The sequence below is a fragment of the Anseongella ginsenosidimutans genome (assembly GCF_008033235.1).
GTDB lineage: Bacteria > Bacteroidota > Bacteroidia > Sphingobacteriales > Sphingobacteriaceae > Anseongella > Anseongella ginsenosidimutans.
In genome coordinates this window covers 1,462,753-1,476,105 of record NZ_CP042432.1, presented here as the reverse complement: position 1 = coordinate 1,476,105, position 13,353 = coordinate 1,462,753, and the positions used below count along the sequence as shown (strand labels likewise).

The window sequence follows — 13,353 nt, the reverse complement described above, 5'->3', positions numbered from 1 at the left end:
TCTCCAATTTGGAGACTATTAATCCCCGTGATCACCCAAGCAGATTTGGATCACATTTGAAGACACTACATTTGCCCCAAGCCAGGTGAAGAAGATATGATCTTTAGGAAGTGCCTCATGACTTGAGCAAGATTAGGTCCCCAATATACTGGGAGCGTAAAACTATCCCGCTACAACCTCCGCTTTCGGCGCATTTTTCTTCACAGATCAATACCGTTGTCGCGGCCGGAACTGCTCTGATACATTTCGCTTTTTCCGATCACTTGGTGATTAGCAGCTTTAAGGACGAAGTGGTATTTGCCGCTAGAAGCCATTTTTTCTCATAGCGTTCATCCTTCGGTGCATTCTCTCTAACGATTCAATGCCGTTATCCCGAGCGGATCGAGTAGTATACATTTCACTGGTGAGAATGATCTCTCCATTACCAGCTTTAAGATTGAAGTAAAATTGCCCATTTTGGGCGGTTTTAGTAGTAAATTTTCCCATAATTTTGTGATTAGCTATAATCAAAAATAACAAAGTCCGGTGAAATTCCAATCTAAAACACCGGTTTTCTATCGTTCGTATTGGAATTAACGGTCGACAAAAAGACTGTCCTTCCTTCCTGACTACTAGGCCTTCCAGCTGCGGGTCGTTCATCATGCGCTGGAGTTCGGTGTAGACGATATTCTGAACATCTTTTTTCACCTCCTCATAATTCCGCTGCACCATCGCCGGATCGACCTTTCGGATAACAGGTAAGGGCTGATAGCTATCTTCCTCCGCATTCAAGGCGACCTGATCCAGCTCAAACCGGGAATGGAACACCTTTCGCTCGATAGGCTGATCGGGTGTATCGGCCACCGATCCCACGAATTCTCCGCTGCTCAATCCGCAATACGGGCGGATGGCAGGGCCGCTTCCAGCTGTTTGCTTTTACTGACGGAGGTATCGGTGCTGTTAATCGAAAGGCTCTGACGATCCTGCATAATGCGCCCGATCCGGTCCGACATCAACTTTGCTGAATCGCCCAGTACCTGCCCGGAAATAATATTGCCGGTCGTATTGATGATCACATCCGCCGCATCTTTGCCCGTATTCTTTCGGCAACTGACTCAGATCCTGGATGCCCAGGCACACAAAAATTTTCTGGCTTCTGCCCTGAGTGATTGTAGGAATGACGTCTGCGACCAAGCTGGGAAATTCGTCACAGATCACTCCGCAAGGCTCCTTTTCTTTCTGGTTGATGACCTTCAGCAGGCGGTTGACATACAGCGAAATCACCTCACCGTAGGTCTGCAATTTCATGGGATTATTCCCTATGCAAAAGATCTTCGGCGCTTCCGGATTATTGATATCCAAGGTAAAATCCAAGCCGCTTAACACGTAATACAAATTAGGCGATGACAGGTGAGCCATCGCGATCTTGCCCGCCACGAGCTGCCCTTCAAGCAAGTGACAGCTGCCTTAGCTTTAGCCCAAGTTCAAGAAAACGCCATCACTTCCAACTAAACATACCCAAAGGGATCAAAAAAGGGAGCGATCCCTCATTAAATCTACCTTTGTTTTGTGTCATCAAATACAATAACGATGACACAGATCTTTACATCGCTCACGGAGCGGGAGCTTCGGGAGCTCATTACAGAACAGGTGCGGACGGCGGTGAAGCCGCTGATGGTTACGCAGCCTGCCAATCATCCTGAAAAGCCTTTTCTTACGCGGAAAGAGACAGCTGAGTTGCTGGGCGTCTCGCTGGCTACGCTTCACCTTTGGGAGAAGGCGGGTATTCTCAAACCGGAGCGGATCGGGCGACGGGTGCTTTATACTATGGAGGCGGTCCGCGAAGCAGTAACGAAGGAGAAGGCCGGGGAACAGGCATTAGCCTTGAAGTAAGCACAGCCCGGGAAGCGACTTAACCGGATAAAAGCAGGGACTTCGCCGCCGGGACCACCCACTCATTTTTAGAAGGAGCAAGTTTGTGTTTTTGTCATACAAAAACTCTTCCGGCGGGGCCGGAAGCAAACTTGCCTGATGCTCCCGGTGGTCGCATCAGGGGCTGCCTGACGGCAGATAGGTTTTAACGAGCAATGACGAACACCGATCATAAAAGAAACCAGCGTTCGAGACGTGGCAAGGGCGGCCGCCCGCCGAAGAAAGTGAAGCGGCAATACGTAATGACCGTCCGGCTGACCGACACCGAACGTTTTCTGATCGGGGACAAAGCCCGCCGGGCCGGTATGCGGCCCAGTGAATGGTTCCGCGGGGCGGCCAAGCGGGCCAGCGTCATGGCCCGGATCTCCCCGGAAGATCAGCGGCAACTGCGGATGCTGGCCGGACTGGCAAATAACCTTAACCAGCTTGTCCGCCTGACGCATACCGACGGCCTGCTGACCGTCCAGAAAAGATGCCGGGAGATCCTGCGAAAGATCGATGAACAATTAACCAATCTGAACGATGATCGGGAAAGTGATCACCGGTAAAAGTTTCGGTGGCTGCATGCGGTACCTGATGAACCGGCCGGAAGCCACCGTCCTCGACGCGGAAGGGGTTCGGATGGACAGCGCCCGCGCCGCCACCATCGATTTCAACCTGCAGCGAAAAATGAACCCGGGGTTGGGCAAAGCTGCGGGGCACCTGATATTGAGCTGGAGCAAGGAGGACCGGCCCAAGCTGAGCCAGGCAATCATGACCGAATGCGCCCGGGAATACCTGGAGAAAATGCGCATCCGGAATACGCAGTACCTCGTTGTGCAGCATACCGACCGGGAGCATCCGCATATCCATATACTCTATAACCGGGTGAACAACGAAGGCAAAACCCTGTCCGACCGTTTTCAGCGGCAGCTAAACGTCCGGGTATGCCGAGCGATGACCCAAAAATACGGCTATCACCTGGCGGAAGGAAAGCAGCACGTGAACCGCTGGCGGCTGAAAGGAGCGGACAAGATCCGGTATGAGCTTCATGACGCGATCCGCCGGGCCGTCGGGACGGCCATCAACTGGAAGGAACTGGAGAAAACCCTCCGGCAGGAAGGCGTCGGCATCCAATATAAATATCGCAGCGGGACCAGCGAGGTTCAAGGGATCTCCTTCAGTAAAGACGGCATGACGTTCAAAGGTTCCGCCGTTGACCGGGGATTCAGCTACGGGAAGCTCGGCGAGCTCTTGAAAAGCAACCTGCTGCGGGCAGTATTAGAGCGGTCGCAGCACCCGTACCTGGCTTCCGCCCTTAAACCGGAACGAATACAGAAAACAGCTAAACCAACCTTCACGCTTCCCGGCAGCCGGCGAACTGAAAGCCTGCTAGGCATCCTGTTAAAACCCGAACCGGCCGGCCCGGAGCCTGACCCGGCCGAAATAGAACGCAAACGCAAGAAAAAACGTAAAAATCAACATAGAGGAATACACTTATGAACAAGACCGAAGAACAACTCGACAGCATCGAAGAAACGCTGCAATTGCTGATCCGCAAATTCGAAGAACTGGCCGGCCGGGCGATCAAATTCCCCGAGATCAAGGTACCGGACTATAGCGCCTACCTGCAGCAAATCCACCAGCGGCTAAAAGTCCTTGAGCGGCACAATTCCGCGGAAACCGTGAGCCGATTGATCGAAAACCTGATTCGGAAGATCGACGCCATCCCCCGGGAAATCCCGATGCGGCACCATCACCATGTTGAAACCCGCTCCAGAGGGTTCGTGATCACCGCGCTGATCCTGATTATGAGTAGCGCGATGGCCATCGGCTTAGGAGCGCATTTGTGGTGGACTAACAGAAGCCTGAAAGAAAACGACCTGAAATACCGGATGATCCGGTTCGAACATCCGAAGGCGAGCCAGTGGGCGGAGGATATCTATCGGAAGGATCCGAAGGCTGCTCGGCGGGCGACACGTGAGCTGGAAAAGGAGGAGCTGGCTATTTTGCAGGCGGAAGCGGAGGCGAGGCGGAAAAAGGAAGAGGCTACGGAAGCTCGGGAGAAACTAAAAAGTTTAAAGGACAATTAATTAGCCTCGGTCCTTCAAATCCCTGTTAATACTAGTTTCTGCTTATCAATCGGTACGAAGGCACGATCTTCTGTATTGACCTAAGACAAAAGGAGTTGCGGGGGCTATATTAAAAAGTCTATTTAAACCTTTGTTTTGTTCTTTTTTTCTTTTACTTTTCATCATAGCAAGGTATGATATAAATAGGGGTGTAAAGACAAGCGGAGTAAAGAATTGCTATTGGCCACATTTTTGATGCTAACTAATATTTCAAAAGGTATATTTGCCAGAAATTGCTAACGATGAGTCAGGCGGACTATATTAAGGATATTGCACGCTTCGGGCTAGAAAACGACCGGGAGAAGTTATTAGATAGTCTGAATGAGTTGATTGAGCATTCCAAAAGTACCAAAAAGGTAAATTTTGCTCTGCAACTACAATCTATTATCAAGGAATCGTTGCGTCGGCAAGAGGTGAGTGGTATGACCAAAGTAGGCTCACCCTCACACTATCAGCAATTGCAGGATAGAGAGACGGATGAATTGATACTGGAGAAACTCACTTCAGACTATAGTCTAGAAAACCTTGTATGTAGTGATATGGTGCGTGGTAAGCTACTACACTTCCTGCAGGAACACCAATCAATAGAATTATTGAATAGGTACCAACTCCCTATATCCAATAAACTGCTGTTACATGGCCCATCGGGTTGTGGGAAAACACTTGCTTCATATGTCATAGCCGGTGAGCTAAAAAAAATGATGATCGTGGTCAACCTTGGAGCCATTGTATCTGCTAAACTGGGAGAGACAAGCAAGAACTTGGCTAAACTCTTTCGTCGGGCAGCTACTGAAGATTGTATCATCTTCCTTGATGAGTTTGATTCACTGGGCAAGGTACGTGACTATAACCAAGATCATGGGGAAATGAAACGTGTGGTAAACACGATCCTACAGTTATTTGACTACCTCCCTCAAAGCAGCATTGCCATCGCCGCTACAAACCAAAAAGATATGCTGGATGAGGCGATAATGCGGCGTTTTGATATGAGCATTGGTTTCCCCCTCCCCAGCATGGAAAAAATTAAGGAATTGATTACATTGACCCTCCGGAATGGAGATTTTACTTTTGACAATAAAGCTGCTGTATCCGGTATCATCAAACTGGCAGAGGGGCTCTCTTACTACAGCATCCAGAAAACCTTGCTCAACACCATCAAGCGTAGCCTTTTTACCCAAGAGGGCAATAGTCGCAACCTTAAACCCAAGATCAATACCACCATCTGGCGGCAACTGGTGCAAGAAGAAAAAGAGGCATTGCAAACCACTTTAGCTTAAACTTGGGTTTCTACTTCGACTTCGGCTGCCCCTGCCTCCCCTTCCAAATAAGCAATTGGTGCAAGATTATTAATTGCCACTAACTCATCATATAAACTAAAATCATCGAACAATTTGGTCTCGTCATTTATCGAAAGTACAATGGAAAAGGGATGGCTTGCTTGAGCTTGTGCCCAGGCGTCCAGCGCTGGAGAAAGGTTGTCCTTTAGCGCGCAACGTAACACCAATACAATCCGACCAGACACCTTAGCTATCTCATCTTTTTGAATATGGATATCCAATTGTTGTGTGTTGGAGCATGGCTTGTTTACCAGTGGAAAATAATCTTCTGACCAACCTTTAAGTTCTCCTTTTATACCCATTGCCTTTTTGCGCTCTGCAGCTTTCAGCGCTTGAACTTTGTCGTGGTCAGTTTCTGTAAGTATCGCCTCTGTTTGATAAAATTGGTCAAAGAAGCTGTCAGTACGATCAGCAATGACATTAGCAGCGTGATTTAAAGCACCATCTACTTGCCTTGCAAAATTGAACGAGATGTGCAATGAATTATAATCTAAATGATTACCCCAGTTGGGATAAGTCTTGAAGCAAAGGGTGGCTTTGATGTACAGCCGTTTGGACTGTTCTCGTTCTAAAAGATATGGAGGAATCGTAATAGGGATAACACGGTGAGTGCGATTGGCTATCGAATCTTCTAATACTAACGTGACGGATTTATCAGTTGAATACAAGACGTTGTCATCATCCGGTTGTCCATATCCTACAAGATTACGATATAAATTTTGCTTGTTGAATCCTTTACTAATTTGGGCTTTCTGCCCTTTAGATAAGCTGCTGAAATCGACGCCAAATTTTGCTCGACTAACCTTGTCCTTTATTTTCTTTTCTACTTTGTCTAAAAATGAAGCATCTAGTTGTCTTTCAGCCGAATTGATGATTAATGCTTTGACAGTTTGCATGTTCAGGTCTGGATACCGGTTCAAAATTTTAGCGGCAAGGTTTGATGCTAAAGGTGTAGCTAAACTTGTACCTGAATCAAATGTGTAAAAATCGTTCCCTTGATCACCAAATCCGAATACCTGCATACCTGCGGAAGGGGCCATACGGTCACCTCCAGGCATCACGATGTCAGGTTTCGAAATATTTCGGTTAATCTGACCTTGACGGATAGAGGTACCATTCACAGATCTACTGTAATCGTAATGGTTCTTACGGGTATAATAAGCTGGGAGTTCTCTAGATAGGGTAAGATCCGTAGTATTGTCTCTTAAATTATCCGCTGTAGCACCAACTGTTACATTGTTTAGACTTTCAGCAGGAACACAAATGTTTGTAGCTTCACATACATGACAGTCTGTACTTGCTTCCGGATCGTAGAAATGGAAGGGATATCGATGAAATTCATTATTTGACCACTCTGGGGAATGCATAATCTGTATATCGGCTTCGTCCAGATTACCCGTGGCAATAAAAATAAGAATATCCAGGTCATAGGCCAAACGATCTAACTGATAAGCTAATACCGATGGAGGTTCATTGTACATTTTAGATTGCGCGCAAACAGAAAGGTTGAATATTCTGACGCCATGCTCTCGAACTGCTGTTTTAATAGCGTTAATGAGACCGAACACCTGAAACATGCCATCAAAGCTTTCCAAAATCCTGATCGGCAAAATGTTAGCATCAGCAACAAACTCGTTCAGTTCTGTTTTAAAGAATTGAAGTCCTATGGCAGCCAAGGATGCTACAATTGTACCATGAGGATGGCTTGGTTGCATGGCATTAGAAGGTATCCCAGTAATTATATCTATGCCATGTGGTGCAACGATATCGCTTAGAGGAGTAATGGGACGGACACCGTTATCTAACACTCCGATAAGGTGGCCGCTGGGATTACGATGGATAGTGATTGCCCAAGTGAGATTCTCAATGTTAAAGGCATCAGGTCTAATTCGGGGTGTACGCAAGCTATGTGCCGCACAAAGGATATCAAAGTTGTCAGCTATTGTAAATAATTCTTCATCGCCAATACCATGAATTTCGATGCACGTATCTTCATCAGATTGGAAACTTATGATTCTTCTCTCTTCCGTTAGACGTTGGAGATAGGGAAAAAGACGTGCTTTTATCTGATCAAGACCACTTGATATCTTTTGCTGGACATTAACCAGATCTAGAACCAGGTGGTTTCGTGAATAGCCTAAAACCTTCTCCCTGCTAAGAAATTCAAAATCATGTATAGTGGTAATTATCGCATACTTCTGTCCTTTTGGGGGATATCATCAGAACTACGCACAAACATATAGAGTAAATTCACGAAGTCCTTAAACTTCCTCGTATCTGATACAGCGAGTAATACAGTTTTATTGAAGTTGCTGTACCTTACCGGCGATAAGCCAAACTGATTTTCGAATCTGCTTTTGATATTAAATTGAGTATCACTGAATATAATATAGAAACGAATTTCAATATAATCGATTTTCGCGGGAACATCAAGTGTCCGGCGGTTGATACGTTCACGCCGTTTGGCATCAAAAATTTGATAAGAATTATCTAGCCTATCTTTCTGTGCACGATAAATTTCAGGCGACTTCTCCTCTACGCTTTCGCTATTCACGTTACGCGATGTGTCAAATTTGCGAGAAAAACCCTGCGGATTTCGTAAAAACAAATGAGGTAATTTTTTACGCATAGGCATTTAACATTGGATAAAGGATATCTCTGCGGATTTTTTGGAGTCTCCTGTATTTTTTCTGTGAAATCACATTTGTTTTCCTTCTTTCCCTTTCAGCATCTCCACCTTCTCCCGCTCGCTTTCTAGCAAACGCTCAATCAAGGCAACTTTCTCATCGTATAGCTGAACGATCTTATCAATCGGGTTAAAAGTACAACGATAGTTTATGCTTGGTCCGGCGTTAATAACAGCGTTGTCATAATTGTTCTGGATATTATGAATTGCTGCTTCTTCATCAAAATTTCTAATAGCTTCGGCAGGAACCTTCAAAATTTTCGCCACTTGTTCTAATAGGCTCGGTTCAATGGTCTCCTTTTGTTCCAAAAGCGATATTTTCTTCTGTGACCAGTCTTCCCCAAGCTCAGTTGCTAATGCTTCTTGCTTAATGCCCAGCATTTCCCTGAAACGCTTCACGTTTCTTCCCTGATGAATTTTTTTCGGCATATCTGTTGTCATAACGCAAATATAAAATGTAATGGAAGATATCGCGCCGGAATAACTTATTCCTGAATCCCGATAAAACATCCCCCAACGGAATAGGATAGATTATAAAGATAGTATTGTTTTGGGTTTTCACCAAAACATTGGATCATGAGTACGAAACCCGCTTCTGGCAATCCTGCAGGGCAAGGTAGAAACAATGGGTCATCCAGGAAAGCTTCTCGAAGAATCATAGCCGCCTACTCACAAATCCGGGAATTCTTTTCCCTAATCGACTTACCCCTAATGAAAAAACTCCTGCATCAGTGGCTCCTGGCCGGGATTGAAGATCAGCACCAGTGGAAGCACGAACACACCGTGGATCTGATCTATAAGATGGAGTTTCTGATGGAGCTCATCAGTGCCTTATGGGTATTATACAAAGCAGGGATCAACTATACGGGAGAGGATATTATTATTCGGGACAACGGGAAGGCCTCTGAAATCAAATTTTCTTCGCAGGTATTCAGAAATATCAGGTTCAAGTGCTACGACGAAGTCGATTTTTATACGCTTGAGCTAAGCCGCGAGGAAGAGAACAATCCATTTTTGGTTACGCGGGAAATATTTGACAGGAACCCGTTGAAGGAGATCAACCACATGCTTCTTCACTGGAGAGACACTGCCATGACCGATCCCTGGAATTACGCTGCGATGGATAAAGTGGAAATGGCGGCGCTGTATGCAGACATGGACCGTTTAGTGGAGGCGGCTTTTATTATTAACGAGGTTCAGCTGCTCAGGGAGGAGCAGGAAGATGAGTAACTTATTGCTATACTATCGGCCGAAAGGCCAAAAACATGATCCCCAACGCTTTTCCGGCTTTGTAACAAAGTCCGAGTTTTTAAGGCGGGGAGAATTCATTCATAAACGAATTGCTCGCGGCTTTTCTGCGGAAGAGGTATCGTTCCTTATCGGAAGAAATAAGCTATTCATCGAGGACTACGAGGAAATGTCCGGTGGAATCCGGCCGGATGGCGAGGACATCCAGGCACTCTCGGAGCTACTCGGAGAGGATCTGTCCATACTTTTCCCGCCGCAGGGGGACGATCTGCTGGACTGGGAGGTTTCGGGAACAAAAAAAGAAAAGGACAGCACCCTGTTTTATCAGGCAGCGCTTGAAACAGATGAAACCGGGAAGCTGGAGATAAAAGCGGAAGAGACCATATGGGAAGAATATGAAAACGTCCCGGTCAGGGATCATGGTGCAGCTTTCGATATAGTGACCGAGCTGCTTGAAGGGAATTACTTTTTATCGTCAAGATCCGCGTTAGAAATCTTTACCACCATTCAAGGGGTGCTGGCCTTTAAAATGCGCCCGGTAGCCTTGAAATGGGAAATCAGTCATTTCCTGTTAAGTAGAAAGCTTTGCTGCTATCGGAATTCAAACGGGAAGTGGCGATATCATAAGCGGATTAACTAACCATACGGCCATGGACAAACGATACGAACAGCTGAACTATCAGCCCTGCGCGCTGCTGATAAAAGATATTGAGCACCCGGAAGATTGCTTCGGTAACTTTTTCTGTAACCACCAGCCGCATGAGGCACGTAGTCGCCTCTGGGAGCTGTTTAAAAGCTGGGTATTCAAGGAAGCGGAGGCTGGGATCACCGATGATATTGAAGAAATGCTCCTCTTTCATGAACATCTGAAAGAGCTTATAGAGGCTGCCTTCGTCATCCACATGAATAACAAAGCTGAAATCTAGCAAAGAAACAACCCAGGGGATAGTGAACAAAGTAATTAATTAAAATACCGGACTAATGGCTGACATTTTAAGTGACCTGATGCTGCCGTACGTCACCGAAGAATTTAATCCCAAACGGATCTATGCATTCCCCCATCCTTCCTTCCAGGGATGCGGATACAAATCCTACCGGACCCTGCTAGTGGTCATCGAGGATGAACGGCAAGAGCCGTTATGCCAGTTGCAGGCGCGTGCGGAAGAAGCGGGCCTGGAAGGATACGGCTACCTGTTTTGTTTTCAGAAATGGAACACGCTTGCCACGGCGCTTAACGCTGGGCAGCTATTCTATTCACTGGTCTGCCAGCGGAAGCACCTTGTATATGCAAAAGGGCACGAGAAACTTATTTTGTCCTCATCCGACCGGTTGCGGCAGGTGCTTCTGAAAGCGGAAATTGATTTATCCGCCTGCATGATGCGCGTTGCCGCTTTTCTGGACGGGGCACGTTTTTATGAGCATCGGGAGGACCTGCCCATGGCCGCTTTCATGCTCCAGCAATCGATAGAGCTTCTTTTCAGGGGGCGGAGCTTGCCCTGCGTGCAGGCGAAGAACGTTGCCACCTGTTGCGGACGCATTTCGTTCCGTGTAAGCCAATGCTGCCCAGGATGTGCGCCGCATTTCCGCTCCAGTCGGAAGCAGACGATGCGCTGCTTCAGCTGTTAAACGATGCTTATGTGAACGCGCGTTACCGCGATCAGTACGTAATCTCCGAAGAAGATTTCCGGGAAGCCCTTGCGCGCGCCTCGGAAATGATCGCTATTGCCCCGAGGGAGGTAGCGGCGATGATCCAATTAGCCAAGGCGGTCGCGAGGGAACGGGGCCAGGCAATCCCAATCAATGACACTAATCAATAAACCTAAAGTGGGCGGCAGCCTGGGTTTCCCTCCGGGGATCTTCCGGGTGCCCGCCTTCTTTAACCCTGTAAAACTGTTATGAAGATTACCGCCATTTTGGAAATTCCGGAAGATTTTCGCCTGCATTGCGAGATCTATGACTGTAACGCGCAAGACGTGTTGCAGGAATTCGTGAACCAGGTATCCCTGCCCCGGCACCGTGCTGGCGAGGGGAATGGGTATGAATGTGCAACCAGCTTCTTCATGGACTACGCCGATCAGCTGCTGTCGGAAAAAGGGCAACCCGCCGACGTCCACGATCATTACCTGGATAAGCTCGCCGAAACGGTCGTGCCGATCAGGGACGGGGAGCAGCGCGAGGTTGCCTGCCGGAAGATACTACGGCAATGGGCACTGGCGGTGAAAGAGAGTAGCAGTTGCCATTCAACAGAAATGGCCAGGCACAGCTCCGGAGCGGAGGTAAAACCGATATGAAACTAATGTCTGATTATCTTTTCGCCTGCGCGGCGGGCGGCCTCCCGGGCATGTATTTTCAGCAGGTAGACGTTTTCGTTTTAACGTTTCTCCCGAAAATCCGATCGAACGCAACTTTTGTTCCTATATTTGACACAACCTATGCCTGAATCTCAAAACATAGAATACAAAACCTCCTGGCGAGACGAGTACCTGAAATGGGTATGCGGGTTCGCCAACGCCAAAGGTGGAAAAATCTTCATCGGCATTGATGACAAGGGGAATGTGGCGGTGGTGAAGGATTACAAGAAGCTAATGGACGACATTCCTAATAAAGTCGTCAATCACTTAGGGCTGGTCGTTGACGTGAACCTACACAAGAAAGACGGAAATCATTACCTGGAAATAGATGTGCCAGCCAGTGAAGTGGTCTCCTCTTTTGACGGCAAATACTATTATCGCAGCGGCAGCACCAAACAGGAGTTGAAGGGTGCGGCGCTGCAGCGTCTGCTGCTTAAAAAGATCGGCAAACACTGGGAGAATTTACCGTTGACAGACATCACGATGGATGACCTCAATAAGAATACGATCCGCTCGTTTGTCCGCAAAGCCATAGAAAAAGATCGCATACCAGCTAGCGCAGCAAAGGAGCCTCCCAAAAGTTTGTTGAAGCGATTGGGCCTCGTCACCCCGGAGGGATATCTTACCCATGCCGCCGTTTTATTGTTCGGAAAATCACCGAGAGAGGTTTCCCTCACGGCGACCTTCAGAATAGGAAGATTCGGAAAAGCAAGCCACGACCTTCTGTTTCAGGATATCGTAGAAACCAATCTCTTCGAGATGCCGGACAAGGTCATGGAAACCCTGAAAGGCAAATACCTTATCCGACCAATCTCCTACAAGGGCCTGGAACGAATGGAACCCCTTGAATATCCCGAACCAGCGCTCAGGGAAGCCATCTTGAACGCGATCATCCACAAAGAATACTCCGCTGGCACCTGGATCTACCTCCGTGTGCGAGATGACCGTTTAACCCTTTGGAATCCCGGCCCGTTGCCGGAGGAACTAACGATTGAGCAACTGAAAACCGATCATTCCTCCCATCCTCGCAACGAACATATCGCCAGCGTCTTCTTCCTGGCCGGTTACATTGAAAATTGGGGCCGGGGCACCAACAAGATCATTGAAGCCACCCTGGAAGCCGGACTGCCCGAACCGCTGATCGAGGAAGACCAGGGCGGGATCAGGGTAACGTTTTTGAAAGATATTTATACCGAAGAGTATTTACGAATGCTCGATCTAAATGAGCGGCAGGTGAATGCCATTCTGTATACAAAGAAGACAGGCAAGATCACGAACAAGGAATACCAGAAACTATTCGGCATCTCGCGCATTACTGCAACACGTGATTTATCCAATCTAGTTGAAAAGAATTTTCTTAGCAGCTCAGGGGATAAAGGTGCAGGCTCTTTTTATACGCTGCGGTCAATTCGATAATTGCTTCATAATTGCATCAATTGCATCACGATTGCTTCATAATTGCATCTTAAGGAAACAAGACGGCTATTTAGCGCAATAAATATTAACCTTCTTGATAAATGACAATCCAATACGCATCCGACCTTCATCTCGAATTCCAGCAAAACCGGGAACTTTTAAAAACCAATCCCTTAAAACCGGAAGGCGATGTCCTGCTGCTGGCTGGGGACGTAGTTCCCTTTGCCGCGATGGATCAGCACAAGGACTTTTTCAGCTAGGTTGGGGGCTTTTTTCGCCTGAAAACGAATTTA

The 13,353-nt window shown here is 47.3% G+C and carries 19 protein-coding genes; 13 read left to right on the top strand and 6 right to left on the bottom strand.

Annotated elements, in window-relative coordinates:
• Window positions 1-200 precede the first annotated feature (200 nt).
• The 3 genes from FRZ59_RS19930 to FRZ59_RS18905 all read right to left on the bottom strand — a co-directional run bounded on the left by FRZ59_RS19930 (window position 201) and on the right by FRZ59_RS18905 (window position 1,434).
• Window positions 201-314 carry a YegP family protein gene (locus FRZ59_RS19930; RefSeq protein WP_225975219.1) on the bottom strand — a complete coding sequence of 38 codons (114 nt, stop codon included), beginning with the start codon at window positions 312-314 and terminating at the stop codon, window positions 201-203.
• Window positions 304-843 carry a YegP family protein gene (locus FRZ59_RS19925; RefSeq protein ID WP_225975218.1) on the bottom strand — a complete coding sequence of 180 codons (540 nt, stop codon included), beginning with the start codon at window positions 841-843 and terminating at the stop codon, window positions 304-306. Before FRZ59_RS19925 ends, FRZ59_RS19930 begins: the two co-directional genes overlap by 11 nt.
• A gap of 96 nt (window positions 844-939) precedes the next feature.
• Window positions 940-1,434, bottom strand: coding sequence for a TraM recognition domain-containing protein (locus FRZ59_RS18905; RefSeq protein ID WP_207910363.1), 495 nt, complete (start codon window positions 1,432-1,434; stop codon window positions 940-942).
• A 135-nt stretch (window positions 1,435-1,569) separates the two neighbouring features.
• Here FRZ59_RS18905 and FRZ59_RS06235 point away from each other — a divergent pair, with 135 nt between their 5' ends.
• From FRZ59_RS06235 to FRZ59_RS06215, 5 genes are all read left to right on the top strand, one after another.
• Window positions 1,570-1,872: a helix-turn-helix domain-containing protein gene (locus FRZ59_RS06235; RefSeq protein WP_132130660.1), complete on the top strand. Its 303-nt coding sequence runs from the start codon at window positions 1,570-1,572 to the stop codon at window positions 1,870-1,872.
• Between the two features lie 194 nt (window positions 1,873-2,066).
• On the top strand, window positions 2,067-2,459 hold the full coding sequence (locus FRZ59_RS06230) for a MobC family plasmid mobilization relaxosome protein (protein WP_132130659.1): 393 nt from the start codon (window positions 2,067-2,069) through the stop codon (window positions 2,457-2,459).
• Window positions 2,434-3,393 (top strand): relaxase/mobilization nuclease domain-containing protein, encoded by a 960-nt coding sequence (locus FRZ59_RS06225; protein WP_132130658.1) that lies wholly within the window; start codon window positions 2,434-2,436, stop codon window positions 3,391-3,393. The genes FRZ59_RS06230 and FRZ59_RS06225 overlap by 26 nt, the downstream gene beginning before the upstream one ends.
• Window positions 3,390-3,983, top strand: coding sequence for a hypothetical protein (locus tag FRZ59_RS06220; RefSeq protein WP_132130657.1), 594 nt, complete (start codon window positions 3,390-3,392; stop codon window positions 3,981-3,983). The genes FRZ59_RS06225 and FRZ59_RS06220 overlap by 4 nt, the downstream gene beginning before the upstream one ends.
• Before the next feature lie 281 nt (window positions 3,984-4,264).
• Window positions 4,265-5,299: an AAA family ATPase gene (locus tag FRZ59_RS06215; RefSeq protein WP_132130656.1), complete on the top strand. Its 1,035-nt coding sequence runs from the start codon at window positions 4,265-4,267 to the stop codon at window positions 5,297-5,299.
• On the opposite strand, the gene FRZ59_RS06210 is transcribed toward FRZ59_RS06215, so the two are convergent.
• The 3 genes from FRZ59_RS06210 to FRZ59_RS06200 form a co-directional block, all read right to left on the bottom strand.
• On the bottom strand, window positions 5,296-7,263 hold the full coding sequence (locus tag FRZ59_RS06210; protein ID WP_225975217.1) for a S8 family peptidase: 1,968 nt from the start codon (window positions 7,261-7,263) through the stop codon (window positions 5,296-5,298). The two genes, FRZ59_RS06215 and FRZ59_RS06210, sit on opposite strands and share 4 nt — an antisense overlap.
• Before the next feature lie 281 nt (window positions 7,264-7,544).
• Window positions 7,545-7,988, bottom strand: a complete 444-nt coding sequence (locus FRZ59_RS06205) for a hypothetical protein (protein ID WP_158640548.1) — start codon at window positions 7,986-7,988, stop codon at window positions 7,545-7,547.
• 69 nt (window positions 7,989-8,057) lie between these two features.
• Window positions 8,058-8,486, bottom strand: coding sequence for a helix-turn-helix domain-containing protein (locus tag FRZ59_RS06200; protein WP_207910362.1), 429 nt, complete (start codon window positions 8,484-8,486; stop codon window positions 8,058-8,060).
• A 270-nt stretch (window positions 8,487-8,756) separates the two neighbouring features.
• Here FRZ59_RS06200 and FRZ59_RS06195 point away from each other — a divergent pair, with 270 nt between their 5' ends.
• From FRZ59_RS06195 to FRZ59_RS06160, 8 genes are all read left to right on the top strand, one after another.
• Entirely contained in the window at window positions 8,757-9,275 is a 519-nt protein-coding gene (locus FRZ59_RS06195; RefSeq protein ID WP_132130654.1) for a hypothetical protein, read from the top strand.
• Entirely contained in the window at window positions 9,268-9,933 is a 666-nt protein-coding gene (locus FRZ59_RS06190) for a hypothetical protein (RefSeq protein ID WP_132130653.1), read from the top strand. The genes FRZ59_RS06195 and FRZ59_RS06190 overlap by 8 nt, the downstream gene beginning before the upstream one ends.
• Before the next feature lie 10 nt (window positions 9,934-9,943).
• Window positions 9,944-10,219 carry a hypothetical protein gene (locus tag FRZ59_RS06185; protein ID WP_132130652.1) on the top strand — a complete coding sequence of 92 codons (276 nt, stop codon included), beginning with the start codon at window positions 9,944-9,946 and terminating at the stop codon, window positions 10,217-10,219.
• Between the two features lie 55 nt (window positions 10,220-10,274).
• Entirely contained in the window at window positions 10,275-10,919 is a 645-nt protein-coding gene (locus FRZ59_RS06180) for a hypothetical protein (RefSeq protein WP_147698251.1), read from the top strand.
• Between the two features lie 11 nt (window positions 10,920-10,930).
• Complete coding sequence (locus FRZ59_RS06175; RefSeq protein WP_262713165.1) at window positions 10,931-11,110, top strand: hypothetical protein; 180 nt, start codon at window positions 10,931-10,933, stop codon at window positions 11,108-11,110.
• Window positions 11,111-11,188: 78 nt separating this feature from the next.
• The gene (locus FRZ59_RS06170) at window positions 11,189-11,584 is read left to right on the top strand and encodes a hypothetical protein (RefSeq protein ID WP_132130650.1); all 396 of its coding nucleotides are present in this window, start codon (window positions 11,189-11,191) and stop codon (window positions 11,582-11,584) included.
• A 141-nt stretch (window positions 11,585-11,725) separates the two neighbouring features.
• Window positions 11,726-13,060, top strand: coding sequence for an ATP-binding protein (locus FRZ59_RS06165; protein ID WP_132130649.1), 1,335 nt, complete (start codon window positions 11,726-11,728; stop codon window positions 13,058-13,060).
• 101 nt (window positions 13,061-13,161) lie between these two features.
• Window positions 13,162-13,320: a hypothetical protein gene (locus tag FRZ59_RS06160; protein ID WP_207910361.1), complete on the top strand. Its 159-nt coding sequence runs from the start codon at window positions 13,162-13,164 to the stop codon at window positions 13,318-13,320.
• The last annotated feature ends 33 nt before the right edge of the window (window positions 13,321-13,353 follow it).

Bases quoted from the DNA above. Each gene is read 5' to 3' on its own strand.
- FRZ59_RS06230 (WP_132130659.1), top strand. From the start codon at position 2,067: ATGACGAACACCGATCATAAAAGAAACCAGCGTTCGAGACGTGGCAAG.
- FRZ59_RS06215 (WP_132130656.1), top strand. From the start codon at position 4,265: ATGAGTCAGGCGGACTATATTAAGGATATTGCACGCTTCGGGCTAGAA.
- FRZ59_RS06180 (WP_147698251.1), top strand. From the start codon at position 10,275: ATGGCTGACATTTTAAGTGACCTGATGCTGCCGTACGTCACCGAAGAA.
- FRZ59_RS06225 (WP_132130658.1), top strand. From the start codon at position 2,434: ATGATCGGGAAAGTGATCACCGGTAAAAGTTTCGGTGGCTGCATGCGG.
- FRZ59_RS06200 (WP_207910362.1), bottom strand. From the start codon at position 8,486: ATGACAACAGATATGCCGAAAAAAATTCATCAGGGAAGAAACGTGAAG.
- FRZ59_RS06205 (WP_158640548.1), bottom strand. From the start codon at position 7,988: ATGCGTAAAAAATTACCTCATTTGTTTTTACGAAATCCGCAGGGTTTT.
- FRZ59_RS06235 (WP_132130660.1), top strand. From the start codon at position 1,570: ATGACACAGATCTTTACATCGCTCACGGAGCGGGAGCTTCGGGAGCTC.
- FRZ59_RS06220 (WP_132130657.1), top strand. From the start codon at position 3,390: ATGAACAAGACCGAAGAACAACTCGACAGCATCGAAGAAACGCTGCAA.
- FRZ59_RS06185 (WP_132130652.1), top strand. From the start codon at position 9,944: ATGGACAAACGATACGAACAGCTGAACTATCAGCCCTGCGCGCTGCTG.
- FRZ59_RS06190 (WP_132130653.1), top strand. From the start codon at position 9,268: ATGAGTAACTTATTGCTATACTATCGGCCGAAAGGCCAAAAACATGAT.
- FRZ59_RS19930 (WP_225975219.1), bottom strand. From the start codon at position 314: ATGGCTTCTAGCGGCAAATACCACTTCGTCCTTAAAGCTGCTAATCAC.
- FRZ59_RS06195 (WP_132130654.1), top strand. From the start codon at position 8,757: ATGAAAAAACTCCTGCATCAGTGGCTCCTGGCCGGGATTGAAGATCAG.
- FRZ59_RS06170 (WP_132130650.1), top strand. From the start codon at position 11,189: ATGAAGATTACCGCCATTTTGGAAATTCCGGAAGATTTTCGCCTGCAT.
- FRZ59_RS06165 (WP_132130649.1), top strand. From the start codon at position 11,726: ATGCCTGAATCTCAAAACATAGAATACAAAACCTCCTGGCGAGACGAG.
- FRZ59_RS06160 (WP_207910361.1), top strand. From the start codon at position 13,162: ATGACAATCCAATACGCATCCGACCTTCATCTCGAATTCCAGCAAAAC.